This window comes from Gluconobacter sp. Dm-62, assembly GCF_018256155.1.
GTDB lineage: Bacteria > Pseudomonadota > Alphaproteobacteria > Acetobacterales > Acetobacteraceae > Gluconobacter.
Genome location: NZ_JAERLY010000002.1, coordinates 408,902 through 433,448, shown reverse-complemented (window position 1 = coordinate 433,448; position 24,547 = coordinate 408,902). Strand labels below are relative to the sequence as shown.

The window sequence follows — 24,547 nt, the reverse complement described above, 5'->3', positions numbered from 1 at the left end:
TCGGCAGGAAGGCAATCCTGTTCCGCACAGCCTCAGGCAGCCTCACGCGTACCATCACGGCTCAGGCTGCCTGCTGGTCCAGCCTCACGGTTGCGGACGACACCCGCTTCAATATGGCGATCGTAGAACCCTTCAAGCAGTGCGATGGCTTCAGCTGCAGTGTCCACGCCGTTGATGGTTGAGCGGAACGTCGCAGACCCTGGCAGCCCCGCGGAATACCAGGACACATGCTTGCGTGCGAGCCGCAGGCCCGGCCGCTCACCGAAATGGTCGAGCATCATCCGGTAATGCCGCAGGGCGATCTCTTTTTCGGTCGCCAGATCCGGGTCCGGCACATCCTCGCCGGTCCGCAGGGACTGTGCCACCTGCGCCGTAAACCACGGCCGTCCGTAACATCCACGCCCAATCATGACGCCATCGGCCTGAGACTGGTGCAACGCCTCACGCGCATCACGGATGGTGTTGATGTCGCCATTAACGATGACCGGTAGCGAAACCGCGTCCTTCACCGTCTTCACAAAACGCCAGTCTGCCATGCCGTTATAAAACATCTGCCGGGTGCGACCATGAACCGTGACAAGCCGGATTCCGCTCTCTTCCGCAATTTTCGCCAGACGCGGCGCATTGAGCGAATTGTGGTCCCAGCCCATACGCATCTTGAGCGTCACCGGAACATTAACGGCCCGCGCCGTCGCCTCAAGCAGCTTCCCTGCCAGAACCTCGTCCCGCATCAGCGCAGACCCGGCCATCTGCCCGATCGCCACCTTCTTCACCGGGCAGCCGAAATTGATGTCGATGAGGTTCGCGCCCCCATCCACCGAAATCTTTGCGGCCTGCGCCATGGCTTCAGGGTCACATCCGGCAAGCTGAACCGCATTCGGTCCGCGTTCGGCCATCCGCGCCATGCGCATGGTGTTCTCGTTCTCACGGATCATCGCCCAGGACGCGATCATTTCCGACACGACAAGCCCCGCCCCCAGATCGCGGGCAAGCTGGCGGAACGGCAGATCCGTCACGCCCGACAGGGGAGCCAGAATCACCGGATCCTCGATCACCACGCCCTGCCCCAGATCAATGGGTTTCAGAACGCGGTTCGGAGGTGCTGCAGCAGACGGATCGGGGGCGGCGGTAGGAGCGGAAGCAGTCATGGCAGGGTCAATTTAGCGGCCCGTCCCCGCAAGCGCAAACGCTCCTTTGCACGCAACCCCGCCCCCTGTCCGTGCGCTATCCCCACACAGTCTCCACGCATCTGCCCACCATCAGCCCACGGAGAAGACCATGCCGCACATCACGACCAGCGACGGAACGCGTATCCATTACGAGGAACAGGGACATGGCCGCCCGCTTGTCATGCTTCACGGCTGGACGTTTTCGGGACGTTTCTTTCACCGCAATGTCGGGCCGCTTTCGGAACAGGCCCGCGTCATCACCGTGGATCTGCGGGGGCATGGACGCTCTGAAAAGCCGCAGCACGGCTATCGCATCGCCCGGCTGGCCGCCGATCTGCGGGATCTGCTCGTCGCACTGAACCTTCAGGACGTCACGGTTCTGGGCTGGTCAATCGGCTGCCCGATCATCTGGTCGTATCTGGAGCTGTTCGGCTCAGAGCGCATCCGCAACGCCATTTTCGTCCAGCAAACCCCGAAGCAATATTATTCTGCGGACTGGAAGCTCGGCCATGCCGCCTGTTTCGATCAGTCCGGCCTAACAGCCGTGCAGCAGCAGCTCACCCTGACACCGGAAGAGTTTGACAGAACCAATCTGGAAAGCTGCATCTGCCGCCCACTGCCCGAAGACGAGAAAGCGCTGCTGCTGCGGGAAATGGCGCAAAGCCCGGCCTATGCCCGCAGCGCCATGATGGCGGATCACACCACGCAGGACTGGCGCGACGTGCTGCCCCGCTTCACGCTCCCTGCCCTCATGATGATTGCCCGCAAGGACAAGGTTCTGAATCCGGACGGTCCCGCCTGGGTGGCGCAGCACATGCCCAACTGCACGGGCGTGGAGTTCGAGGACAGCGCGCACATGGTTTTTCTCGACGAGACCGAGAAGTTCAACCGCACCGTTCTCGACTTCCTGAAGAGCTGATCCCATGACGACACTCCCCTTCCGCTTCGGCATGAACGAATTCACGACCCAGCCCTGGTCATTCGAGGAAGACGTCGCCCGCTACAGGGAACTTGGCGTGGATGCGATCGAGATCTGCGCGGCCAAACTCGACCCGAACCGCATTGAAGAGCAGATGCGCCTCGTTAAAGAGAGCGGGCTGATCGTCAGCGCGGTCCAACCATCCGTGCGGACGTTTTTCGGAAGCGCAATGGCTCCGGAGCCTGAAGCGCCCGATGCCCGCGTCGCACGCCTGACCCAGAGCCTGAAAACGCTCGCGCCTCATGTGCCCGGCAGTGTCTTCGTCACCAACACCGGAGCCGCCCCTCACGGCAATATGCGTCGGACGATGGACGAGACAGTCCGTTATCTCCAGGAACTCTGCCCCCTTGCGGATGACCTCGGCGTCTCCCTGTCGCTGGAGCCCCTGAACCCAACGTCCATCAATACTGAAAGCACCATCTGGACCATCGAACAGGCCATGGACATCATTGATGGCGTCGGCCACCCCGCCATGGGTCTATGTCTGGATTACTGGAACATCTGGCAGCAGAAGGATGTCTGCGCGGCTATTCGCGCTGCAGGAAGCAAGATCAACGTCCTTCAGGTCAGCGACTGGCGCACGCCATATTCCGCGACCGACCGCCTGATCCCTGGCGATGGCTGCATCCCGCTCCATGAAATGCTGCACGCAACATGGGACGCGGGTTTCCGCGGCGCCTGCACAGTCGAGATCTTTTCTTCAGACGTACCCGACAGCCTCTATGACCGCGACCTGGGCGACGTCATCCGCTTCTGCCGCGAGGGGTTGGATCAGGCCTGGCGTGGCGACGCCTGATTTTCAGTCAATCGGACCAATTTCCTCACGGTGCCGTTTCAGACCGTCCTGCGTGATAACGAAACGCCCGTCATCGCGCAGTTCCGACAGGCCGAGCCGCTCTAACCGCTCAAGACAGGGCTGGTCTTTCAGTCCCGTTGGCCGACCGGTCGAAGCACACAGCAAAAGCCGGTGCAGCGTCGAGCGGCAGCATGTCTCCAGATAAGGTTCATCATAGGATTCAGCGGCGGATACGTCGGACATGAGTTCGCGTCTATCGTGTCCCCGCGCCTCCGCCAAGACAAAACGCCATCAGGCGTGGTCAGACGATCTGGACCTGAAGGCGGGACGCTGATGCGTCACACCACGGATTAGGGTATGGAAACGACTCATGATCGATCTCGGAACGCTCGTCACCCCGCTTCTGCACCGCTTCGACACCGAAACGGCGCATGAACTCGCCATTCACTCCCTCGCCCTCGGCCTCGGCGGTCAGGCCGCGAAGGACGTGCCCGCCCTCTCGACCCGTGCGCTTGGCCTGCGCTTTCCCAATCCGATCGGCCTGGCCGCCGGGTTCGACAAGGACGCCCGCGCCATCCGCCCGCTGGCAAAGCTGGGCTTCGGCCATATCGAGGCCGGGACCGTCACTCCCCGTCCCCAGCCCGGCAATCCGGGTCCGCGCCTGTTCCGGCTGGTTGAAGATGGCGCGATCATCAATCGTATGGGCTTCAATGGCTGCGGCGTGAACCGCTTCTGCCGCCATCTGGCCCGTCTGCATCGCCCGATGCCCAATGGCAGGGCGCGCGGCCCGATTGTGCCGCTGGGCGTGAATATCGGCATCAACAAGACCGGATCAGACCCCCTGCGGGACTATCCGGAACTCGTGGCCCGCGTGCGGCCCTATGCCGACTACATTACGATGAACCTGTCGTCACCCAACACGCCAGGTCTGCGGGATCTTCAGTCGGCAGCGATGCTCAAAGACCTTCTCGCGGCCATCAACACCCGCAATCCCGAGCGGCCGCCGCTTCTGGTGAAGCTTGCGCCGGATCTGGATGACAGCTCCTACGAGCCCATCCTTGAAGCCGCGATCGAAGGCGGCGCGCAGGGCCTGATCCTGACCAACACTACCATCGCCCGCCCGGCCACGCTCCGCGATCCGGCCGCCAGGGAAACCGGCGGCCTGTCCGGCCGGCCGCTCGCCGCACGCTCGCGGGATGTGCTGCGGATCGTTTCCAGCCTGAACAAGGGTCGGCTGGCGCTGATTTCCTGCGGCGGCATCGAAACCGGCGAAGATATTCTTGCCCGTATCCGCATGGGCGCGGACATGGTGCAGATCTATTCGTCTTTCGTGCTTCAGGGCCCGGGCATCCTGACCCGGATGAAAACGGAACTGCTCGAAGCCATGCGCCGCGACGGTTTCGAGTCCATCGCCGATGCCCATGGCGTTGACCGACCGAACTGACTCTGACCTTCCGGTTCGCGATTCAGGGCATCTTTCCTTCCCCGGAAAGGTGCCCTTTTTCATATCCCTCGGTCCTGCAATACAGCGGCAATCGAACCCCTGCCTCTGCAAACCGTTGAAAACCCACCAAGACACTGAATGGAACAACCTCGCATGACCACACGGCCTGCCGCGCGCGGCTCTTCACATCTCCGCAGCCCGCGCCCCGGAACGACTTGTGGACATATGCTGGGCGTTCTGTTTCTCGCGTTCGGACTGCTCTGCGCAGGTGTGACGGCGCCCTCCGGCCCGGCGCTGGCGGCAGCACAGACCACCGCGGCTCCGTCCAAAGATGCACCAAAAGATACGTCAAAAACCCAGCAGTCCGATCCGGCCAACTCCGGGCTCGGCTGGAACGCGGTTTCTGCATCCATCGACCACCAGCTTGATGATAGTGCCACGGTACTGCGGCAGGTGTTCACTACCCTGAACCGCAAGGACAGCAACACGGGCAACAGCGAACTCGACCAGTTGTCGTCGCAGGTCCAGAAGGTGCAGCAGAACACACAGGACGCGGTCACGCAGATCCAGTCCTATGACAACATCACCGAATCTTTTCTGAAAATTCTTGGCCCCAAGGCCGCTGACAACGAGGACGCGTCCGTCACCTCGCAGCGCCAGCGGATGCAGCAGAATTCACAGGCCGTAAAATCGGCGCTGATGCGGGCCAAGCTCTATAATCTTCAGGCCCAGCAGCTCAACACCGCCATCAATGCCCGCCGCACGCGCCTGCAACACGCTGCCCTGTCCGAACGCACGGTGTCGCCCCTCGCCCCGCGCTTCTGGAACACGCTGCTGACCGAGCGCGCCGAAAACCGCTATTCGCTGCATGCGGGCGGTGTTCTGTCAGACTGGCTTTATCTTCTGATCGGCTGTGCGATTACCTTCGTGGCCATCGGTCTCAGCTCCCCGCTGATCCTGCGTCTGCTCAAGCGCTGTGGTGCGCATTTCCGTCCCGCTACCGAAGACAGCGTGAAGGAAGCTCTCTCTGCAAGCATCATCGCCATCACGCTCAATGGCGCGCTGGAAGCCCTGATCGCTACTCTCGTCTGGTTCATCTGGGCTGCTGCGGCCCTTCCAGATGGTGGCGGCCCGATCGCTGCGATCATTGGGGAAACCGTCCCCGTCTGCGGCTTCATTATTGGCGCCGGATTACCTGTCTTCGGGCGCAGCGGCGTGCTGGCTCAGGGCAATCCCGGCGAGCGCAAGGCGCTTCGTGGCGTGGACTGGATCCTTGCGATCAGCATCCTTCTGCTGGACCTGCTTCGTGCGTTTCAGGCTCAGGATGCTTTCGGGCAGACACTTCAGCTCCTGCTGGAAATCGCCTTCTCTATCGCCATTGCTGCCTGCGCCGTGGATACATTCCGCAGGCTCAGCAACCAGAACGACACCCGCGGTTTCGCACCCTCTGCACTGGGCGTCTCCAGCCTGCTTCTGGCCGTCACGGTTATTTCCATCATGCTGGGCTATGTGGCCTTTGCTTTCACGCTCAATGGCTGGCTGCTCTCGCTGGGAACGGGCGTCGCCATCGTGACACTTCTGGGTCTGTGCTGGCGCGATGTGCTGGAGCGACTGTTCTCCGAAGGTGGGTTCTTCAGCCTGCGTCTCGTCCAGCTTGGACTGACGCAGCGCCGCCTGTCACAGATCGGCGTGATCCTCTCCGGACTTGGGAACGTTCTGCTGCTGCTGCTGCTGTTCTCCATCGCCCAGACGGACGGCAGCTTTAGCGTCGCCGACATTACCAACCGGCTCTGGCTGCTGTTTGTTGGCAACACCATCCATGGCGTGAAAATCTCCCTGGATACGGTGGTTCTCGCCATTGTTCTCGTCGTGGTCGCCTATTACGCAATCCGGCAAACGCGCTCCTGGCTGCGGGACCGCTTCTTCCCCACGACACGTCTGGACATCGGCAGCCGCACTTCGATCCTCAGCATCTTCACTTACTGCTCCTGGATTCTCGTGGGACTCGGCATCCTGTCCATCGCCGGTGTGTCCGTCCAGAATCTGACATGGGTCGTCAGTGCGCTCTCGGTTGGTATCGGTTTTGGTCTGCAATCCATTGTGCAGAACTTCGTCTCTGGCGTGATTCTCATGGCGGAACGTCCCGTGCGCGTCGGCGACATGGTCGAGATTGCTGGTACACGTGGCGACGTTAAACGCATCAGTATCCGCGCTACTGATATCGGCCTGAGCGACGGCTCGACCATGATCGTTCCGAACTCCCAGTTCATCACCACCAGCATCAAGAATGCGACGCTGAGCGGCGCAACCGGCGTTCTGACCCTGACATTCAAGATTCCTCTGACGACCGATCCGGACAAGGCGAAGGCCATGCTGCTGGAAGTCGCGGCCCAACGTGACGAAGTCCTCGCAACGCCGTCGCCAAAAGTCCGTGTTAGCGCGATTGCCGGCGACAGTCTGACCATGACCCTGAGCGTCGCACTCATCTCGGCTCGCGACGGGGGCAGTGTTCAGGATTCCATTCTTTTTGACGTCTTCCGCCGTTTCCATGCCGAAGACGTCGCTATCACAACAGCCTGATCGGAAAATACTTCCGGGACTCCGGGAAATACTCGATTTCCCGGCGGACTGGTCTTAAGGTCAGTCTGTCCAGCGAGGCCAGGATCCACACCGATGCCATCCCCGACACATATTTCCGGAGACAAAACGCCCGGTCAGGTCTTTCACCTGCCCGTCCGGTCCAAAACGCTTTCCATGGCGGAAGCTGCTGCTCATCTCGGTTTGCCGGAACGCAGAATGAAACTGCTCTCCCTGCTCGGGACAGGCCCCGCACGCGCCAATACTCCGGACGGCAAAGTGGCCTATCGCCGCGAAGACCTGGAACTCTACCTCACGGCCCTGCACGAAAAAGCCGATATCTCTGGCACAGAAATGATACGCCGCCGCGCTCAGGCAGCCGCAACGCGACAGCGCGCACTGGAACTCGTCCAGATCGGCAGCAAGACCGGCTTTCCCGATCCCGACCCGTTTATGATGCTGGCTACCGGAGCGGATGCCCGCCACCACGCCTGCTTTTTCGTTATCAAGGTTATGGCGCTGTTTGGACTGATCATGCTCTGCATCTCGTCCACCCCGCTGCTACGGGCACATTTCAACTGACGGGCCACTCCTGACCCGTCAGCCCAGTGGCTCATCATTCAAAGCCGCAGAGCACGGCCTTTCCAATACCCTTGCCGCTTTCGAGCATTTCATGCGCCCGACGCAGATTGGCAATGTTAATCGGCCCTAGCACTTCATGCAGGGTCGTCTTCAAAAGACCCGCCTCTACAAGAGAGGAAACCTGTCCCAGAATCCGACCTTGCACCGGCATGTCCGGCGTCTCGAATATGGGGCGGGCAAACATGTATTCCCAATGCACCGAAAGGGATTTGCGCTTGAAGGGCATGATGTCGAATTCGCCCGGATCGTCGATCAGAGCCAGCGCCCCCTGCGGCGCCAGAGAACGCACGATCGCGTCCCGATGCTCGCCCGAGGCCGTCAGACCCGCAACATAACGCACCTGCGGAATCCCAATTCGCGCCAGTTCCTGATCCAGCGGACGGCGATGATCAATGACATGATGCGCGCCCATCGCATGGCACCAGTCCGTTGTCTCCGGACGGGACGCCGTGGCAATAACCGTCAGACCCGTCAGACGGCGCGCAATCTGCGTCAGGATCGATCCCACGCCACCAGCCCCGCCAACAATCATGATTGCATCCGGGTTTTCCATCTCACCCAGCCGCACACCAAGCCGGTCGAACAGCAACTCCCAGGCCGTCAGGGCCGTCAGAGGCAAGGCGGCAGCTTCTGCATCTGACAGGCTCTTCGGAGCCAGCGCGATCAGACGTTCATCAACAGCCTGAAACCGCGCATCACTCCCCTGCCGATTGGCCGTGCCTGCATAAAAGACCCGGTCCCCGGCCCGAAAACCCCGGACCTGGCCACCCGTCGCAACGATGGTGCCCACCGCGTCATAACCCAGAACCCGAGGCTCATCATCCGGCGGATCCATCGACCTCAGCTTGGTATCGACGGGATTGACCGAGACTGCCCGGATTTCCACAACAACGTCCCGCGGCCCCGGAACAGGGGTTGGAATGTCGAGTTCGACCAGCGCATCCGCCTCGTCCATGCGGGTCGCACGTCTGTGCCCGAAAGCTTTCATCGGAATGATCCTTCAATCCAGCGAGCCGAAAGCGAATGCTTCAGCCCTGACGGTCCATCAGCATATTCGTCACCGCGGCCTTGAAGGGCAGAAGCCGGTTAGCAACTGCCAACCCGGCCCGGCGCGCCATCAGGAACGGCGCTTCGTCACGGGTATAAACCGTCGCAATCGCATTGGTTGCTGCAAAGAGCGGCGCCGTTGAAAGGCGGTGCGTGCGCTCGAAACGCGACAGAACAGACGGATCGCCCGCATCCCCCGGACCGTCCGCAATCGCCCGGGCCAGAACTTCCTGCCCCTTCAGCCCCAGATTGAACCCATGCGCCGTAATGGGATGCATCCCCACAGCCGCATCCCCGATCAGGGCAAGGCGCGGTGCTTGGAAACGATGGGCATAAACTGCCTTGAGGGGATAGACACAGCGCGCGCTTTCCAGCGTCATCTGCCCCATCCGACCCTGTGTTCGGGAAGTGATATCCTCGCTGAAAGCCTTGCCATCCAGCGCCTTGAGACGCGCGATTTCATCCGGCTCCAGCGTCAGAACCAGCGATGAGCATGCTCCGGGCCGCCCGTCAGGTGCAACCGGCAGAAGAGCGATCGTCTGCCCTTCGTCAAACCACTGGAGCGCCGTGTTGGCATGGGGCTCCGGATGCCGCAGGCGGCAGACCATGATATTACGCTGGAAATCATGCACGATCGCGCCGATCCCGGCCTCGGTCCGCAGACGCGAGAAGCGCCCGTCCGCCGCAACCAGCAGATCGGCCTCGATCCGCTCCCCACTTGCCAGAACCACACCAGCCGACCGCGTATCATGCCAGGAGCTGGCAATGCTTTCCCCGGCTCTGATGTCCACACCCGGCGTTCGCGATGCGACGCGGTACAGGGCACGACGGATCAGGTGGTTCGCCACCATATGTCCAAGCGCATCAGGACCATCGGTCGGCGCATCGAACAGAAGCGGCGGATTTCCCGTTTTCCCGGTCTCAATCCGGGCCGTATACATCGGGCAGATGCTGTCCGCAGGGATTTCCTCCCACGCACCAACAGCTTTCAGCCATTCCGACGCATGATGCGTCAGCGCGATTTCCCGGCCGTCAAACGGTGGATCGGCCAACACATTCGCTGGCGACCGCTCGACAACACAGACCTTCCGGCCGTCACGCCCAAGCGAAATGGCGCAGGCCAGACCAACAGGCCCCCCACCGGCCACAATAACGTCGTAACGCATCAGATCAGCCGGCATCGGCAGGGAACTTGATAGCGTCTCCCTTCCACACAGCCATGTAGTCGTCGATGTCCGGGCGCTTGCGTTCATCCGAATGCTTGGCTGGCGTTCCTACGAACAGGAACCCGGCCAGACGGTGCGGCTCGGGCAGACCCAGCGATTCCAGAAGCACGCGATCCTCGCAGAACGGACCCGTCACCCACATGCCGCCGAATCCGGCAGCGTGCAGTGCGTTCAGGACGTTCATTGCCCCCGCCGCCACGGCCATCTCCTGCTCGACGACCGGGATCTTCCCCTCCGGCTGCAGATGCATGCCGAGCGCGATGATCATCGGCATGTTGGAAAAGCGGTGATGACGCTTGGTTTTCTTGGCGTCGGGCGCATCAGGCTCCTGCCGTCCCATCGCTTCGACCACGAGATCGGCAAAAGCCTCGCGATGCTTGCCCTTGATGACCGTGTAGCGCCAGGGCCGCATCTTCCCGTGATCCGGAGCCCGGAGCCCGGCGGATAGGATGGTTCGGAGTTCATCCCCCTTCGGCGGAGGCTCGACGAGATGGTCCGTCGAGGCGCGGGAGAGAAGGACGTCGAGGGGGGAATGATGATGTGCCATAGTCAGGAAATATGGCCCGATCTCCCCTCCCCGCCAAGGGCATTTTCCAGACTCCGCCATTCTCAAGGAATAGTGACGCCGCCCCATCCCGGTCGATACGGATCGGCATCTTCTGCGTACAGGATTTTTCTCGCTGTCTGCCCGTGAATTTTGCAGGCATGTTGACCAGACAGCGTGGAAATCCGCGCCGCGCTGGTGTAGCAGGAACGTCATGAACGAAATCCGTCACGCCCGTCTGCATCGCGCAACCAGCGAAACCGACATCACCCTTGCCCTCACTCTTGATGGACAGGGCCGCTCCGACGTGGACAGCGGCATCGGTTTTTTCGACCATATGCTGACGGCACTGGCCAAACATGGCGGTTTCGACCTTGAGCTGAAGGCCAAGGGAGACCTGCATATCGACGGGCACCACACCGTCGAGGATGTTGGCATCGTCTTCGGGCAGGCCTTCCGTCAGGCCATTGGTGACAAGCGTGGCATCGAGCGGTTCGGCCATGCTCTCGTGCCGCTGGACGAAGCCCTGTGCGAAGCCGTCGTGGATATTTCCGGCCGCCCCTACCTCGCTTGGAACGTCGTCTTTCCCCGCGAGAAGATCGGCACGATGGACACGGAGCTGTTCGAAGAATTCTTCCGCGCCTTCGCCATGTCCGCCCATATCGCCCTGCACCTGACCTGCAAGGCGGGCACCAACGCCCACCACATCGCGGAAAGCGGCTTCAAGGCTGTTGCCCGCGCCCTCAAGGTCGCAGTCTCGCATGATCCCCGCTCGGCAGGCGCCATCCCGTCGACCAAAGGCGTGCTGTGAAGCTTTACATTCCCTGCACAAAGCCGGATGCGCTTGGCCCGCAGATGCCCGTCATGGTGCAGGACGGCTTTTCATGGCGCGTCCTGTTCTTCGGCTGGTTTGGCCTTCTGACGTATGGCGCATGGATTTCCGCAATGCTGGCAGCCACGGCAACCATGATCACGCTGCATGTTTTCATGGGTTTCTGGTCCCGGCTCGACCTGATCGTGGCCATCCATGCCGTACTCGCCAGCTTCACGGCTGAGATCCGCCTATGGGAACAGCGCCTGAATGGCCGTATTACCGGCATGCCGATCGCAGCCCCCAACCGGGACATCGCTCTCCTGCGCTGGATGGACCAGCAGCAATACGCCGCCCCTTACGGCAGCACATCTCCGGAGTTCCCATGCGCGTCGTCGTAATTGACTACAATGGCGGGAATCTCGCCTCGGCCGCCCAGGCAACCCGTAAAGCTGCCGCCCGCAAGGGGATCGAAGCCGACGTCCTCATATCGCGCGATATGACTGACATCTTGAGCGCAGACCGCCTGATCCTCCCCGGACAGGGCGCTTTTGCCGACTGTGCCCAGGGCCTGGGCCCCGAGCTGCGTAACATCCTCGAAACCGCAACCGCCAACGGAACCCCGTTCCTCGGCATCTGCGTCGGCATGCAGCTCATGTGCGAATACGGCCTCGAACATGGCCGCACCGAAGGGCTGGGCTGGATTTCCGGCAATATCCGCCGCATGGATGAAGCCGCCAGTGCTGGTCTTCGCCTGCCGCATATGGGCTGGAATACGCTGGACTTCACGCCGGGCGCGCATCTCCTGACGGATGGTCTCACGCCCGGCAATCACGGCTATTTCGTTCATTCCTATGCGCTGCATGATGGCGCGGACAGCGACTTGGTCGCAACCGCGCAGTACGGCACGCAGGTCCCGGCCATCGTCGCACGCGGCAATCGCTGCGGCACGCAGTTCCACGTTGAAAAGAGCCAGGATGTCGGCCTGACCATCCTCGGCAACTTCCTGCGGTGGACCTCATGACGATCACATGCGAACGGGTTGTCTCGTCTTTCTCGCCTGAAGATCTTGATGCCCTGATCGAAGCCACGTCTGCTGGCATTCTGGATGGTGGCGGCTTCGGGTGGCTCCAGCCCCCCGGTCATCAGGCTCTGGCGCGTTATTTCGAAGGCCTGCTGCTCGTGCCGGAGCGCAGCTTCTACGTCGTGCGTGAGAACGGAGTGATCTGCGGTGCGGGCCAGCTCGTCCGGCCCCCGGCAAGTTATGAAGCCCATGCGGCAACCGCCAACCTGACCGGCTTTTTCGTGGCGCCCTATGCCCGGGGCCGCGGTCTGGGTCATGCACTGCTGGAAGGCATGCTCAAGGGCGCAAGAGCCATTGGCTGCAAGGTTGTAAACTGCGACATCCGCGAAACGCATGTCGCCGCTATCGGGCTGTTCCGGGCGTTCGGTTTCGAACACTGGGGCACCCATCCCTATTATGCACGGATCGGAGGGCAGACGGTGCGCGGACTTTTTCTCTCAAAACTTCTGGCAAACGAGAACGAGGCCGCCCGCTGGCAGTCGAGCATCGCTATGCCTGATGCCAGCGCCTCGGTGTCCAGCCATAACGCTGAACCCCAGGCAGCAGCTCCGGCACATGGCCTGACGCTCTACCCGGCTATCGACCTCAAGGACGGCGCCTGCGTCCGCCTGCGCCGCGGCGAAATGGAAGATGCCACCCATTATTCCGACGATCCCGGAGCACAGGCCAAGCTCTTCGCCGAAGCCGGTTGCCGTCATCTGCATGTCGTTGATCTGAACGGTGCCTTCGCGGGTCGTTCCACCAATATCCCGGCCATTGAATCCATCGTGAAGGCCACAAGCCTTCCCGTACAGCTCGGCGGTGGCATCCGGGATATGGCCGCCATTGAACGCTGGCTCGAAGCGGGTGTCTCGCGCGTCATTCTCGGCTCCGTGGCCGTCAAGGACCCCGAACTAGTCCGACAGGCTGCCCGCGCCTTCCCGGGCCGGATCGTGGCTGGCATTGATGCCCGACAGGGCCGCGTCGCCACCGAAGGCTGGGCCGAAGTCTCCGAACTGGAAGCCAACGACCTCGCTTTGCGCATGGAAGATGCCGGTGTCGCCGCCGTGATCTTCACCGAAATCACCCGCGACGGCATGCTGGCCGGGCTGGATCTGGACCAGACCGCCGACATGGCCCGTCGCCTGTCCATCCCCGTCATCGCCAGCGGCGGCGTTGGCAGCCTGGAACACCTCAAGGCCCTGCGCGATGTTGCTCGCGAGGTGCCCGGCATCTCCGGCGCCATCGTCGGTCGTGCCCTGTATGATGGTCGCATCTCGCTCAAAGACGCGCTGGACGTCCTCGGTTCATGCTGAAACTCCGCGTCATTCCATGCCTGGACGTCAAGGATGGTCGCGTCGTCAAAGGCGTAAACTTCGTCTCCCTGCGCGATGCCGGTGACCCCGTCGAACAGGCTAAGCTCTACGATGCTGCTGGCGCCGACGAACTCACGTTCCTCGACATCACGGCAAGCGTCGAAAACCGTGACACCATCCTCGACGTCGTCCGCCGCACGGCTGAGGCCATCTGCCTGCCTCTCACCGTGGGCGGTGGCGTGCGCACCTGCGAAGACATGCGCCGCCTGCTTCTGGCGGGTGCAGACAAATGTGCCGTCAATTCGGCGGCCATTAAAAATCCGGAGCTGATCCGCGAAGCTTCCGAACGCTTTGGCAGCCAGTGCATCGTCGTCGCCATTGACGCACGATCCAATGGACGGGGCGGCTGGGAAGTCTATGCCAAGGGCGGCCGCGAACCCACGGGGCTAGACGTCGTGGAGTGGGCGCGGAAAATGCAGGATCTGGGCGCAGGCGAAATCCTGCTTACCAGCATGGACCGCGACGGCACCCGCGCAGGCTTTGACCTCGACCTTCTGCGCGCGGTCTGCAACGCCGTGACCGTCCCGGTCGTCGCTTCGGGTGGCGTGGGCGAACTACAGCATTTCGTGGAAGGCGCTGAAGTCGGCGCAAGTGGCCTTCTGGCGGCAAGTGTGTTCCACTTCGGTCAGTTCCGCATCGATGAAGTCAAGAACGCGCTGAACAAGGCCGGTCTGCCGGTCAGGCTTGGAGAGTAAGATCATGGGAAAACCCGCCACCAAACCGGCTCCGAAGCCTTCAAAGCAGCAGGACGACAAGAAGTCAGATCTTCTGCAGGAACAGGTTCTTCAGCGCCTTTACGACACGGTACAGTCCCGTCGCGGCACCGACCCGTCCCTCAGCCATTCCGCTCGCCTGATGTCCCGCGGCCGCAACAAGATCGCCCAGAAATTCGGCGAAGAAGCCGTCGAATGCCTGATCGAAGCCGTGAACGGCAACCGCAAGGAACTGATCGGTGAAAGCGCGGACGTCCTGTACCACCTGATCGTTATGTGGGTGGATGCTGGCGTGTCCCCAGAAGACGTCTGGACGGAACTCAAGCGTCGCGAAGGCACGAGCGGCATCGCCGAAAAAGCAGCACGCCCCAAGGAAAAGCTCGGCTGAACAGGAAGCAGACCATGACCTACGATCCCGGCAACATCTTCGCCCGCATCCTGCGCAAGGAAATTCCAGCACGCACGGTCTATGAAGACGACTTCGCCCTTGCCTTCCACGACATCGCCCCTCAGGCCCCGATCCACGTTCTGGTCATTCCCAAGGGCCCATACGTCTCCATCGCCGATTTCGGCGCAACAGCCTCCCCTGGAGAAATCACGGGCTTCTGGCGCGCCGTCTCGAAAATCGCCGAAGAGCAGGGCCTGACCCACGAAGGCTTCCGCCTCATCAGCAATTCCGGCCCGAATTCCGGGCAGGAAGTCCCCCACTTCCACGTCCATATGTTCGGCGGAAAGAGCCTCGGCCCTCTCCTGACGCAGAAAAATTCCTAAATAACACTTGACAAGACCTGAAGGGCCCCCTATTAAGCCCTTCGCCTCGTCCCATTCGTCTAGAGGCCTAGGACACTGCCCTCTCACGGCGGCAACAGGGGTTCGAATCCCCTATGGGACACCAAATTTATTTGGCAATGCTATCAAGCACTTACCGCCAAACTAGGCCCTCCATTACAAAAATTAAGTAGCGATTTTGGACCAATGACGATTCCGTCTCATTTCGGAGTTCGTCTCATGGCCCGTATAAAGTCCGCCGAGAATGCCAAAGATCCTGCAACAGGACGGCCCCTGCCTGATGGCGTGAGTTGCCGAGGGCCCAGGCAATACAGGGCCCGCAAGCTGGTCAACGGCCAGCGGATCATCAGAACATTTGACACCGCCCGTCTTGCCCGTGCGTGGCTCGAGGAAACCTCGGTCAAAGTGCGCGAAGGGCGTCATATCGACGTCCGGGCCTTGGACGGCCTCATGCTCCGAGCCCTGATCGAGCGCTACCGTGACGAATGCATGGCTCACCGCGACGCTGACCGGACAGGCCATATCCCGGCACTGCTTCGCGATACCATCGCAGACCTGAAGCTCTCTCGCCTGACAGTTCCAGCAGTTCGAGGCTTTCGCGACCGTCAGGGCAAGGATCTGGCTGCTGCGACAGTCGTCAAGCGGCTCAATCTCCTAGCCTCCATCCTCAATCATGCCATGAGCGAATGGGATGTCCCGCTCTCGCTGAATCCGGCTTCAGGCCGCATGATCAAGCGGCCGACAGGCGCCGATCGCAAGCGCAATCGACGACTGCAGGAAGACGCCCCGGAGGGCCCAACGCCCCCTACTGCTCCCAACACGACAGAATCCAGCGAATATGACCGCCTGCTTGCCGCAGTGACGTCCGAAAGCCATCCAGACGACGTCTGGTTTGTGAGATGGGCCATTGAGCAGGCCACCCGATTAGGCGAAGCCGCGTCCCTCCGCTGGCGCGATGTTAATCTTATGGCACGAACAATTTCGCTCCGACACACAAAGACCCTGCATCTTGCCGAGGAAAAGGGCCCGGAACTGCGCCCGCTGATGCCCGGGGCGCGAGCACTGCTCTACGACAAGCTGAACACGCTTTCTGCTTCACCTGATCCGGATGACCTGATCTTCCAGATCGGCGATGAACGCGCTTTTTCAGTGCGATACGGTCGTCGTGTTAAAAAAGCAGGGCTTGACGATCTGACGTTTCACGACCTCCGGCATGAAGCCACTAGCCGTCTTGCCAGATTTTTCCCCAATCCCCTGGATCTGTGCAGGGTCACCGGGCATCGCGATCTCAAAAGCCTGGATCGCTACTACCAGCCCGTACTGACAACCCTTGCTGAGGACGCAGAAGAGCGCGCTCGTCTGCTTGGATACATCTACGATCGGGAAGAAAGCGCTATCAAATAGATGCGACACGCCAAACATGCATACGAACACAGGACATCTCTCCGCTTGACATGATTTGTCATATTTATCCATGTGCGGAAAATCTCTCTAGCCAGAAACAGGAAATGCTTTTCGGAAATAGATTTCGTGACGACCTCAAATTTCTCGAGGTCGTTTTCCTGTTTGATTTATAAACACGTCTTCTTACTTTGAGGAATATACAGACCAGCAGTGAGACACGGACGTGGACAGACCAGATTACGACACCTCCCTTGCGGTCATGACTTCGAAGGAGGCCGCAGAATACCTCCGGATATCGTATGATGGTTTCCGGACGATGCGATCGCGCGGTCAGGGACCTGCCGTCTTTATTGCACTCGGCAGACGACTGCGCTTTCGCAAGCAAGACCTTGATGCATTTCTTGCCTCGCGCGTTCAATACGACGACCGCGTTTCAGACCCGGGCCACGGTAAAGGTGTTTCTGCAGGCTCTGATCAAAACGCCGTTTTGGTAAAGCGCAAGAGAGGTCGGCCCCGCTCCACAGGCCAGATCGTCCTCATGCCGGTCTCCTTTTATGCAAAGGCCAGTCTTCTGCTCGCCCTGGCTATTGCCGGATGCATGATCAGTCTTTTGTTTTCCTGAAAAAGTCCTCGTTGTCCCGGAAAGAGTGAGCTTCAATCATGAGCGTCTCCAAAGCTATAAGCAGTGCCAATCCTAATCCTTTGGACGGCCTCCCGCATTGGCACGTGGAGACGCCTCACATTCTGCAGGCCGCTCTTTCAGAAGCTGGAAATTTTGAACTGGCTCAACGCACCATCGCTCAAACGCTGTTGCCTCGCTTTCCGCGCTGGACGGAGACATGTAGCGCCTTAAACGAGCAGGTTAGGCGCGTTCCGCTGCCAGACGCAGTTCATCAGAACTACCTGTGTGCGAATACACGGCAAGCACGTAATGTTCTGACCTGGCTGCTCAAACCGGGCTGGGAGACGCGCTTTGACCTGCTCCCGACCTCTATCCGCCCCTGGATCATCAGAGATGGCGTGACCGAAAAGGTTTTTGCAGTCCTGTGGCTTGAGGATCCAGTCATCCTAGGAAAACGGGCCAGAAGTGCGCCGCAGTGTTATGCGGATCTCGCGGAGAGTCTGATAGGAAAATTCCTGGGAGCCATACCGCAGCCCCCTGAAACACTCATCCCTACGCCTTGGGGGACACATGTTGAGACCACTTCCGGAACCGCACCGGTCGATCTGCACTTTCTCAATTGTGCATTATCGAAGCTTCTCGCAGAGCAGCCCATCCTTAATGAACGTCTCGACGAGGGGTTATCGATTCCTAGGAGAAACAAGCTGCTCTTTAATATCGTGCGTTTCCGGTTTCGGAAAGTCGCGTCGTATAAGACTATTGTACGCTTTGCTTATCAGGAAAACAGACGTTTTACGTCTCCCTTAAAGCGCGCGAATGTCCGGCAGATGTGCGAGCGTATTCATGCATATCGAACACTTCAGGCCGAGAAGGCTGCTCGCGACAGCATCCCGGGCCGGGACCGACAGGCCGCAGCAGGCCCTGAAAGTGCACGACGCGTCTCTGAACAATTTCGCAAACGGGTCCTCGACACCGTCCGCACGTGGCCAGCGAGTGTAAAGCTCACAGCGAAAGCGGTGTCCGAAAAAGCCGGGATGTGCGAGAGTACCGCGCGGAAATACTTGCGGCTTTTGTCAAGGGCGACGACAGCCTCGACCGGTAAGACGCTTCCCCCCTCTGGTAGTCGTCTTAAAAAAGATAAGAATCTTTATAATCCTGCTCAGACTTTTTGCCGCGAGGCCGAGATGACGGATTGCCTGTATTATGAATCGCACCTCACCAGGCAAAACCGGCGGGGTGCGCAGCCGGAAATGCCGCGAACACCGCTCTCAAGCTGGACCAACGCTACGGTTACCTGGGCATATCGGGCATCGGAACTGGCTTATGAAGACGCGTCACGGCGCGCGAAAGCCAGAACTAAGGCCCGCAGCCGGAAAGTGCTGAAGCACGAGTTAGGAATTGCGGGGGTTCAGGAGAATAAGGCGAAGTTAGAGGACGCGATTGCCCTGGCACGAATGAAATTCGAGGATCTACGCCAGATCAGAGAGACTTTGATTTCTCCCTCAGCTTTTTTCAAATACCTCGATTATATCGAATTTCGGTCTATTTACGCACTTCGGCAGGCATACAGGACCGGGGCCATTGCGAGAGCGATGCAACAGAGCAGAATGGCTACAAAGACGTATGGACGAATGCTTCACCTTCGAGTTGAAGCCGCCATTCAGATGAGCCCATGAAGATCAGCCCCCATTTTGAAGGCATCCATTCCAGGTTTTTGCTTATCGCCACCCTGCACTCTCAGCTTGTCAGTAGGGGCCGTTTTTCGGACCCCTCGGTAGTGCTGATGGCCACGGTAACCAGAAGAATAAATGCAACATCAGCTGTCATATAGCGCGTAGAGAGCATCTATTTCCTTAGCTTGGCAACATGCGACATTCATTTCTAACGCGACCCATTGATCAGGTCACCCGGAGATTAGACCATCATTACACAGATCAGTGGAAATTTCGTGATGCCACGACGATCTTCTCGGACTGTGTTTCCTGCCGTTCTCTGCCAACGCTGTGCAGAGAACGGTTCCCGACATCAGCCAAAAGCGCAGAGAAATCGATGATCTCGCGGGCGACGAGATGCACGACCTCGCCTTCCTTCTGAAGACGACCCTTTACGCCCAACATCTGGCTGGACAGCACGACGCGTCGGTATTTCTCGAACATATCCGGCCAGACAATGACATTCAGCGCGGCGGTCTCATCTTCCAGAGTGAGGAACACCACACCTTCGGCCGAGCCCGGACGCTGACGCACCAGCACAAGCCCTGCTGCCGTCAGTCGGCGTCCGTCCTTTGCGTCCAGCGCCTGTCGGCAGGACACAATGCCCTGTTCGGACAAATCGCTGCGCAGGAAGGCCAGTGGATGGTCCCGCAGGGTCAGGCCGGTCCGGTTGTAATCGCGTGTCACTTCGGCCCCGTCCTGCATGGGGCGAAGCAGCACATCGGGTTCCTCTGCCTCGCGTTCCACAATTGCCGCAGCAAACAGTGGCAAGGGCTCGTCACGCAGAGCTTTGATAGCCCAAAGCGCTTCACGTCGTGCGAGACTGAAAGCCGGCCGGAAGGCGTCCGCCTCGGCAAGATGCGTCAACGAGGCTGCTTTCACTCCTGCCCGACGCCACAGATCGTCTACCGATGTGAACGGTTTTGCACCCCGCGCGATAACGATCCGTGCGGCCTCATCATTGGCAAGTCCCTTCACCAGGCGCATGCCCAGCCGGACCGCAAATCTGCCCTCTCCTGTCTCCGGCCCCTCGAGCGTACTGTCCCATCGTGACGCGTTGACGCAGATTGGCCTGATCTCAACGCCATGCGCGCGCGCGTCCCGTACAAGCTGGGCCGGTGCATAAAACCCCATCGGCTGGGAATTGAGCAGGGACGCCAGAAACACATCGGGATGCCTGCATTTCATCCAGGACGAGGAATAGGCAAGGATTGCGAAACTTGCCGCGTGGCTCTCCGGGAAACCGTACGACCCAAAGCCCTCAAGCTGCTGGTAAATCCGTTCGGCAAATTCTTCCGGGTAACCTTTGCGCTTCATGCCTTCGACCAGCCGGGTCTGAAACTGGGAGACAGTGCCCGTATTCTTGAACGTCGCCATGGCACGCCGTAACTGATCCGCCTCGCTGGCCGAAAATCCTGCGCAGACCATCGCGACCTGCATCGCCTGCTCTTGAAACAGCGGGATGCCAAGGGTCTTTTTCAGCACCTTCTCCAGTTCAGGTGTCGGATACTCTTCCGGCTCAAGTCCCTCGCGCCGTCTCAGGTAAGGATGGACCATATCCCCCTGAATGGGCCCAGGCCGCACGATCGCAACTTCAATGACCAGATCATAGAAAACGCGAGGCTTGAGGCGCGGCAGCATGGACATCTGCGCCCGGCTCTCGATCTGAAACACCCCGATCGTATCGGCCTTGCGGATCATTCCATATGTGCGCGGATCCTCAGCCGGAATGGTCGCCAGCGTAAAATGCTGGCCTTTGTGTTCGGCCAGAAGGTCGAGCCCTTTCTTCATGCAGGTCAGCATCCCCAGCGCCAGACAGTCGACCTTCATGAATTTCAGGACGTCGATATCATCCTTGTCCCACTCGATGATCTGCCGGTTCTCCATGGCCGCGGGCTCCACCGGGACCAGTTCATCCAGCCGGTCATGGGTCAGCACGAAGCCGCCGGGATGCTGGGAAAGATGGCGTGGCACGCCCATCAGGCAGCGGGCCAGATCCAGGGTCAGACGGACGCGGCGGTCGGAGAGATCGATGCCGGTGTCCGTCAGCGTGTCTGTTTCCAGCTTTCGCCCCCAACCCCAGATCTGCCCGGAGAGCGTGCGGATCAGATCTTCGGGAAGCCCCATGACCTTGCCGACATCCCTTAACGCACCCTTGGCGCGATAACGCGTTACGACAGCCGTCAGGGCTGCGCGGTCCCGGCCATAGTGACTGTAGACCCACTGGAGCACCTCTTCCCGGCGCGCATGTTCGAAGTCCACGTCGATATCCGGTGGCTCGCGCCTCTCCTCGCTGATGAAGCGCTCGAACAACAGGTTGTTCCGGGCCGGATCGATGGCCGTGACACCCAGCACGTAGCAAACAGCACTATTGGCGGCCGAACCCCGCCCCTGACACAGAATACCCTGTGACCGGGCGTAACGGACGATGCTGTGCACCGTCAGAAAGTAGGGTGCATAATCCATGCGTGCGATCAGGGCGAGTTCATGATGAAGGCTCCTGCGAACCTCGTCAGGGATCCCCTCGGGATAGAAACTGTCCGCTCCTTTCCAGGTCAGAGCTTCAAGGGCCTGCTGCGGCGTCTGGCCCGGAACAGAAACTTCATCCGGATACTGGTAGGCCAGATCATCAAGGCTGAACCTGCAGCGTTTCATGATAGTCACGGATCGCGCAACGGCTTCCGGATACCGGCTGAACAGCCGGGCCATTTCTTCAGGCGGTTTCAGGTAGCGGTCCGCATGGCGTTCGCGGGCAAATCCGGCGTCGTCGATGGTGGTGTTGTGCCGGATACAGGTGACGACATCCTGCAGAATGCGCCGGTCGTAGGTATGAAACAGCACGTCATTGGTTACGACCGTCGGCACTTTTGCCTGATGCGCCAGGTTCGCCAGTTCATAAATCCGCATCTGGTCATTGGGACGTCGGAGCAGCGTCAGCGCCATAAAGGCGCGATCGGTAAAGATGTCTTTCAGTTTGCGCAGATGCAGAGCGCATGCGTCATCAGCCACGTCTGGAATCAGGATGACAAGCAGCCCCTCACCCCAGTGAACCAGATCCTCCCAGACCAGATGGCACTTACCCTTCCCGGCGCGGGCCTTGCCGATGGTCAGCAGGCGGCACAACCGTCCATAAGCAGCGCGGTCGGTCGGATAGGCCAACACAGGCGGGAAATCGGTAAAGTCGAGGCGACAGCCGACAACCAGCCGAATTCCGGCCACTTTCGCTGCAACATGGGCCTGCACCATGCCAGCCAGAGAATTGCGATCACAGATCCCGAGCGCCTCGATTCCAAGGGCTTTCGCCTCCTCAAACAGCTCGATGGGCGACGAGGCTCCGCGCAGGAACGAGAAATACGTCGTGACCTGCAACTCGGCATAAGGCGGTGCCGGGGACGTCATCCAAAGATGCCATGCAGAAACCAGGCCTGCGATCCGGTCTCGCCATGTTCACCATCCCCCGCGCGGTAGAGCCAGAACCGCTCTCCGCTCGTGTCTTCCACCCGGAAATAATCCCGGGCGATGGTCAGTTCGGTGTCATCCTTCCACCACTCCCCGAAAACCCGTTCCGGGCCATCCGCGCATTTCACCTTGCGCCGTACGCCACGCCAGATGAAGAACAACGGCGGCTGGTCGGGGAGTTCTGCCATGGCCTGCACCGGTTCGGGACGCGGCAGCAGCCGGGTGGGACGTGGCCAGTGATCAGGCCAGTCTTTACCCTCTTCCGGGGCGAGAGCCGACACACGGCAGAAAGACCTTTCGGGGAGATCGCTCTCCACCGCGGCAAACCGATAGAGCGCGTGGGTGCCAACCCGATTGGCCAGCGTGTCGATCAGGTCGGAAACATCGCTTTCTTCTTCTTCGATCAGGGAAGAGACCGTCTGGCGCCGGTCCATCGGCTCGGCCAGTGTGGCAATCAGAACCATACGCTCAATGCCGAAACCGGGATCGATGGTCTCGATCTTCTCACACAGCAGCCGGGTCAGACGTTTAATATCCCGCACCGGCGTCGCCGTGGCCACGCGAACAGCTTCGGTACGGCTGTCGACACGGTTCAATAGCAGATCAAGACGCCGTACACCCTGCCCGCGCTCGTCCAGCTTTTTACACAGCACAGGAACCAGCTTGCCGATAGAGCGGGCGATTGTCTCCGCCGCCGCGATCGGCTCGGCAAAGTTTCGCACCACCTGCACCGGGTCAACGGGCCGGATCGGGATGATGGCTTCATTCACGCGACCGAAGGCCTGATCCAGTCTACGGGCTATGTCGGGGCCAAAGCGCAGTGTCAGCGGGGCCCGCGGCATCGCAGCGAGCGGGCCAATCCGCGACACCCCTAGCGCTATCAGCCCTTCGATACTCCTGGGGGGCAGACGCAGGGCTTCAATGGGTAAGTCAGAAAGGACGGAAGCCACGTCCCCCTGCGGCACGATAGTCAGCGACGCTTGGCCATAACGTGCGAGCGCGTGAGCGGCGCCCCACGTTTCGGCTATGGCTACTTTTGCTCTGAAGCCGGAACTGGACAGACGATGGATCATGTCCGTGAGCATGGTGCACTCACCACCATGAAGATGGTCGGCTCCCGTGGTATTCAGAACCAGACCATCCGGCGGATCGGTTGCGACGAGAGGGGAAATCCGGTGCTGGAACCACAAGGCCAGCTTTTCCAGCCCCTGCCGGTCGCCTTCGGGATCGGCATCCATGAGGACCAGATCCGGATAGAGCGCCTGCGCCTTGGCGACCGGTGTGCCAGGACGCAGACCCAGCCTGCGGGCCGCCAGATCAACCGACAGCACAACGCGACGACGCCCCTCCCGCCCTACCAGCGCCAGAGGGAGATCAGGCGCTGGCGCGTCGTGCCCCAGCCGTTTCCTGATCCGGTCTGTTGGCCAGAGCGGCAGGTAAAGCGAGACCACCCGCGAGACAACGACTGTAGGCGAGCCTCCCTTTGGCATCGCAGGCCTCCACTTCAAAATCAGCACATTCGCCCGCACGGGCTCGGATCAGTTCCAGCAACCAGCGGGGTCGGCCCACTCCCGGCACCGGCAACCCAACCGAGGGTAATACGGACACCCGCCAGCGCGTGGCGCTCGCCGTCGGCTGACCAAAATCAGCAGCCTCGGTCTGACGGCGCCAGCGCCGGATCGCGAGGCCAAGCGCACCGGATGTTTCGGCCGCCAGTTGCAGGCGACGGGACGCCGTCATCGACAGACGCGCCACGTCTGCGACCACGGCCCCAAGACCGCCATGCCGCAGCCCTTCCTCGAAACATGACAGAACGTCAGCTTCCGAGGCGGCCTCGACATAGATGACCCTTCGGCCAGACAATCCGGCCTGTTTGAGCGCGGGACCAAACACATCCTGGCGAGTGACGATCCACAACACCTTGCCGCGTGTGCGGGCCGCAATCCCGGCGACGAACTGTCCGGCTGCCGCACCATGCAGCGCATCATTCCCGCCACCGACCACTTCATGGAGAGCCCCCAGCGCGAGCCCTCCCCCTGGCAGACGGCTGTCGATCTCCTTCACGCCAAAAGGCAGAACAGACCGACGCCGGTTTGTATGACCTTCCAGACGGCTGATGGCCGCACGCAACGTCTCCAGCGCTGGTTTCGTGTTGGAAGAAGCACTCATTGCAC

Annotated in this window: 23 protein-coding genes and 1 tRNA gene; 16 read left to right on the top strand and 8 right to left on the bottom strand. The window is 60.5% G+C overall.

Translation table 11 applies throughout. The annotated features are described in order from the left end of the window. Nucleotides 1–32 precede the first annotated feature (32 nt). Complete coding sequence (gene dusB / locus JK202_RS03790) at nucleotides 33–1,148, bottom strand: tRNA dihydrouridine synthase DusB (RefSeq protein ID WP_211558331.1); 1,116 nt, start codon at nucleotides 1,146–1,148, stop codon at nucleotides 33–35. Nucleotides 1,149–1,278: 130 nt separating this feature from the next. Here dusB and JK202_RS03785 point away from each other — a divergent pair, with 130 nt between their 5' ends. Beyond that, a complete protein-coding gene (locus JK202_RS03785; protein ID WP_211558323.1) occupies nucleotides 1,279–2,088 on the top strand; it encodes an alpha/beta fold hydrolase in 810 nt (269 codons plus the stop codon). Between the two features lie 4 nt (nucleotides 2,089–2,092). Continuing rightward, nucleotides 2,093–2,944, top strand: coding sequence for a sugar phosphate isomerase/epimerase (locus JK202_RS03780; protein ID WP_211558321.1), 852 nt, complete (start codon nucleotides 2,093–2,095; stop codon nucleotides 2,942–2,944). Nucleotides 2,945–2,947: 3 nt separating this feature from the next. Here the strand turns inward: JK202_RS03780 and JK202_RS03775 are convergent, their stop codons facing one another. Next, on the bottom strand, nucleotides 2,948–3,187 hold the full coding sequence (locus JK202_RS03775; protein ID WP_211558319.1) for a hypothetical protein: 240 nt from the start codon (nucleotides 3,185–3,187) through the stop codon (nucleotides 2,948–2,950). 127 nt (nucleotides 3,188–3,314) lie between these two features. Here JK202_RS03775 and JK202_RS03770 point away from each other — a divergent pair, with 127 nt between their 5' ends. From JK202_RS03770 to JK202_RS03760, 3 genes are all read left to right on the top strand, one after another. Beyond that, nucleotides 3,315–4,388 carry a quinone-dependent dihydroorotate dehydrogenase gene (locus JK202_RS03770; RefSeq protein WP_211558317.1) on the top strand — a complete coding sequence of 358 codons (1,074 nt, stop codon included), beginning with the start codon at nucleotides 3,315–3,317 and terminating at the stop codon, nucleotides 4,386–4,388. Between the two features lie 153 nt (nucleotides 4,389–4,541). Further along, nucleotides 4,542–6,968, top strand: a complete 2,427-nt coding sequence (locus JK202_RS03765; protein WP_211558315.1) for a DUF3772 domain-containing protein — start codon at nucleotides 4,542–4,544, stop codon at nucleotides 6,966–6,968. A 93-nt stretch (nucleotides 6,969–7,061) separates the two neighbouring features. Next, nucleotides 7,062–7,547: a hypothetical protein gene (locus JK202_RS03760; protein WP_211558308.1), complete on the top strand. Its 486-nt coding sequence runs from the start codon at nucleotides 7,062–7,064 to the stop codon at nucleotides 7,545–7,547. Between the two features lie 34 nt (nucleotides 7,548–7,581). Here JK202_RS03760 and JK202_RS03755 read toward each other — a convergent pair whose 3' ends face one another. The 3 genes from JK202_RS03755 to JK202_RS03745 are packed head-to-tail and all read right to left on the bottom strand — an operon-like array spanning nucleotide 7,582 to nucleotide 10,427. After that, nucleotides 7,582–8,595, bottom strand: coding sequence for a zinc-binding alcohol dehydrogenase family protein (locus JK202_RS03755; protein ID WP_211558306.1), 1,014 nt, complete (start codon nucleotides 8,593–8,595; stop codon nucleotides 7,582–7,584). Between the two features lie 40 nt (nucleotides 8,596–8,635). Beyond that, nucleotides 8,636–9,820, bottom strand: a complete 1,185-nt coding sequence (ubiM, locus tag JK202_RS03750) for a 5-demethoxyubiquinol-8 5-hydroxylase UbiM (protein ID WP_211558305.1) — start codon at nucleotides 9,818–9,820, stop codon at nucleotides 8,636–8,638. 4 nt (nucleotides 9,821–9,824) lie between these two features. Then, entirely contained in the window at nucleotides 9,825–10,427 is a 603-nt protein-coding gene (locus JK202_RS03745) for a nitroreductase (RefSeq protein ID WP_211558297.1), read from the bottom strand. A gap of 211 nt (nucleotides 10,428–10,638) precedes the next feature. On the opposite strand from JK202_RS03745, the gene hisB reads away from it, so the two are divergent. The 11 genes from hisB to JK202_RS03690 all read left to right on the top strand — a co-directional run bounded on the left by hisB (nucleotide 10,639) and on the right by JK202_RS03690 (nucleotide 18,878). Beyond that, complete coding sequence (gene hisB / locus JK202_RS03740) at nucleotides 10,639–11,235, top strand: imidazoleglycerol-phosphate dehydratase HisB (protein ID WP_211558295.1); 597 nt, start codon at nucleotides 10,639–10,641, stop codon at nucleotides 11,233–11,235. Beyond that, entirely contained in the window at nucleotides 11,232–11,636 is a 405-nt protein-coding gene (locus JK202_RS03735) for a hypothetical protein (protein ID WP_211558293.1), read from the top strand. The genes hisB and JK202_RS03735 overlap by 4 nt, the downstream gene beginning before the upstream one ends. Continuing rightward, nucleotides 11,621–12,259 (top strand): imidazole glycerol phosphate synthase subunit HisH, encoded by a 639-nt coding sequence (gene hisH, locus JK202_RS03730; protein WP_211558291.1) that lies wholly within the window; start codon nucleotides 11,621–11,623, stop codon nucleotides 12,257–12,259. Before JK202_RS03735 ends, hisH begins: the two co-directional genes overlap by 16 nt. Continuing rightward, nucleotides 12,256–13,614, top strand: a complete 1,359-nt coding sequence (gene hisA, locus JK202_RS03725) for a 1-(5-phosphoribosyl)-5-[(5-phosphoribosylamino)methylideneamino]imidazole-4-carboxamide isomerase (protein ID WP_211558290.1) — start codon at nucleotides 12,256–12,258, stop codon at nucleotides 13,612–13,614. The genes hisH and hisA overlap by 4 nt, the downstream gene beginning before the upstream one ends. After that, complete coding sequence (gene hisF, locus JK202_RS03720; protein ID WP_211558288.1) at nucleotides 13,608–14,369, top strand: imidazole glycerol phosphate synthase subunit HisF; 762 nt, start codon at nucleotides 13,608–13,610, stop codon at nucleotides 14,367–14,369. The genes hisA and hisF overlap by 7 nt, the downstream gene beginning before the upstream one ends. A gap of 4 nt (nucleotides 14,370–14,373) precedes the next feature. Next, nucleotides 14,374–14,775 carry a phosphoribosyl-ATP diphosphatase gene (locus tag JK202_RS03715; RefSeq protein ID WP_211558279.1) on the top strand — a complete coding sequence of 134 codons (402 nt, stop codon included), beginning with the start codon at nucleotides 14,374–14,376 and terminating at the stop codon, nucleotides 14,773–14,775. 14 nt (nucleotides 14,776–14,789) lie between these two features. After that, nucleotides 14,790–15,158, top strand: a complete 369-nt coding sequence (locus JK202_RS03710) for a histidine triad nucleotide-binding protein (protein ID WP_211558277.1) — start codon at nucleotides 14,790–14,792, stop codon at nucleotides 15,156–15,158. A 48-nt stretch (nucleotides 15,159–15,206) separates the two neighbouring features. Beyond that, nucleotides 15,207–15,282: transfer RNA gene (locus JK202_RS03705), tRNA-Glu, on the top strand. Nucleotides 15,283–15,362: 80 nt separating this feature from the next. Then, nucleotides 15,363–16,580: a site-specific integrase gene (locus JK202_RS03700; RefSeq protein ID WP_211558271.1), complete on the top strand. Its 1,218-nt coding sequence runs from the start codon at nucleotides 15,363–15,365 to the stop codon at nucleotides 16,578–16,580. 223 nt (nucleotides 16,581–16,803) lie between these two features. Further along, nucleotides 16,804–17,202: a helix-turn-helix domain-containing protein gene (locus JK202_RS03695; RefSeq protein WP_349291816.1), complete on the top strand. Its 399-nt coding sequence runs from the start codon at nucleotides 16,804–16,806 to the stop codon at nucleotides 17,200–17,202. 38 nt (nucleotides 17,203–17,240) lie between these two features. Continuing rightward, on the top strand, nucleotides 17,241–18,878 hold the full coding sequence (locus tag JK202_RS03690; protein ID WP_211558269.1) for a hypothetical protein: 1,638 nt from the start codon (nucleotides 17,241–17,243) through the stop codon (nucleotides 18,876–18,878). Nucleotides 18,879–19,136: 258 nt separating this feature from the next. Here the strand turns inward: JK202_RS03690 and JK202_RS03685 are convergent, their stop codons facing one another. The 3 genes from JK202_RS03685 to JK202_RS03675 are packed head-to-tail and all read right to left on the bottom strand — an operon-like array spanning nucleotide 19,137 to nucleotide 24,542. Further along, nucleotides 19,137–22,313, bottom strand: a complete 3,177-nt coding sequence (locus tag JK202_RS03685) for an error-prone DNA polymerase (RefSeq protein ID WP_211558267.1) — start codon at nucleotides 22,311–22,313, stop codon at nucleotides 19,137–19,139. Continuing rightward, a complete protein-coding gene (locus tag JK202_RS03680) occupies nucleotides 22,310–23,863 on the bottom strand; it encodes a DNA polymerase Y family protein (RefSeq protein ID WP_249199578.1) in 1,554 nt (517 codons plus the stop codon). The genes JK202_RS03685 and JK202_RS03680 overlap by 4 nt, the downstream gene beginning before the upstream one ends. Next, entirely contained in the window at nucleotides 23,748–24,542 is a 795-nt protein-coding gene (locus JK202_RS03675) for an ImuA family protein (RefSeq protein WP_211558265.1), read from the bottom strand. Before JK202_RS03675 ends, JK202_RS03680 begins: the two co-directional genes overlap by 116 nt. Nucleotides 24,543–24,547 lie beyond the last annotated feature (5 nt).

Excerpts from the sequence above, each read along its gene's own strand:
- dusB (WP_211558331.1), bottom strand. The coding sequence starts at position 1,148 with ATGACTGCTTCCGCTCCTACCGCCGCCCCCGATCCGTCTGCTGCAGCA.
- JK202_RS03785 (WP_211558323.1), top strand. The coding sequence starts at position 1,279 with ATGCCGCACATCACGACCAGCGACGGAACGCGTATCCATTACGAGGAA.
- JK202_RS03780 (WP_211558321.1), top strand. The coding sequence starts at position 2,093 with ATGACGACACTCCCCTTCCGCTTCGGCATGAACGAATTCACGACCCAG.
- JK202_RS03775 (WP_211558319.1), bottom strand. The coding sequence starts at position 3,187 with ATGTCCGACGTATCCGCCGCTGAATCCTATGATGAACCTTATCTGGAG.
- JK202_RS03770 (WP_211558317.1), top strand. The coding sequence starts at position 3,315 with ATGATCGATCTCGGAACGCTCGTCACCCCGCTTCTGCACCGCTTCGAC.
- JK202_RS03765 (WP_211558315.1), top strand. The coding sequence starts at position 4,542 with ATGACCACACGGCCTGCCGCGCGCGGCTCTTCACATCTCCGCAGCCCG.
- JK202_RS03760 (WP_211558308.1), top strand. The coding sequence starts at position 7,062 with ATGCCATCCCCGACACATATTTCCGGAGACAAAACGCCCGGTCAGGTC.
- JK202_RS03755 (WP_211558306.1), bottom strand. The coding sequence starts at position 8,595 with ATGAAAGCTTTCGGGCACAGACGTGCGACCCGCATGGACGAGGCGGAT.
- ubiM (WP_211558305.1), bottom strand. The coding sequence starts at position 9,820 with ATGCGTTACGACGTTATTGTGGCCGGTGGGGGGCCTGTTGGTCTGGCC.
- JK202_RS03745 (WP_211558297.1), bottom strand. The coding sequence starts at position 10,427 with ATGGCACATCATCATTCCCCCCTCGACGTCCTTCTCTCCCGCGCCTCG.
- hisB (WP_211558295.1), top strand. The coding sequence starts at position 10,639 with ATGAACGAAATCCGTCACGCCCGTCTGCATCGCGCAACCAGCGAAACC.
- hisH (WP_211558291.1), top strand. The coding sequence starts at position 11,621 with ATGCGCGTCGTCGTAATTGACTACAATGGCGGGAATCTCGCCTCGGCC.
- hisA (WP_211558290.1), top strand. The coding sequence starts at position 12,256 with ATGACGATCACATGCGAACGGGTTGTCTCGTCTTTCTCGCCTGAAGAT.
- hisF (WP_211558288.1), top strand. The coding sequence starts at position 13,608 with ATGCTGAAACTCCGCGTCATTCCATGCCTGGACGTCAAGGATGGTCGC.
- JK202_RS03715 (WP_211558279.1), top strand. The coding sequence starts at position 14,374 with ATGGGAAAACCCGCCACCAAACCGGCTCCGAAGCCTTCAAAGCAGCAG.
- JK202_RS03710 (WP_211558277.1), top strand. The coding sequence starts at position 14,790 with ATGACCTACGATCCCGGCAACATCTTCGCCCGCATCCTGCGCAAGGAA.
- JK202_RS03700 (WP_211558271.1), top strand. The coding sequence starts at position 15,363 with ATGACGATTCCGTCTCATTTCGGAGTTCGTCTCATGGCCCGTATAAAG.
- JK202_RS03690 (WP_211558269.1), top strand. The coding sequence starts at position 17,241 with ATGAGCGTCTCCAAAGCTATAAGCAGTGCCAATCCTAATCCTTTGGAC.
- JK202_RS03685 (WP_211558267.1), bottom strand. The coding sequence starts at position 22,313 with ATGACGTCCCCGGCACCGCCTTATGCCGAGTTGCAGGTCACGACGTAT.
- JK202_RS03680 (WP_249199578.1), bottom strand. The coding sequence starts at position 23,863 with ATGCCAAAGGGAGGCTCGCCTACAGTCGTTGTCTCGCGGGTGGTCTCG.
- JK202_RS03675 (WP_211558265.1), bottom strand. The coding sequence starts at position 24,542 with ATGAGTGCTTCTTCCAACACGAAACCAGCGCTGGAGACGTTGCGTGCG.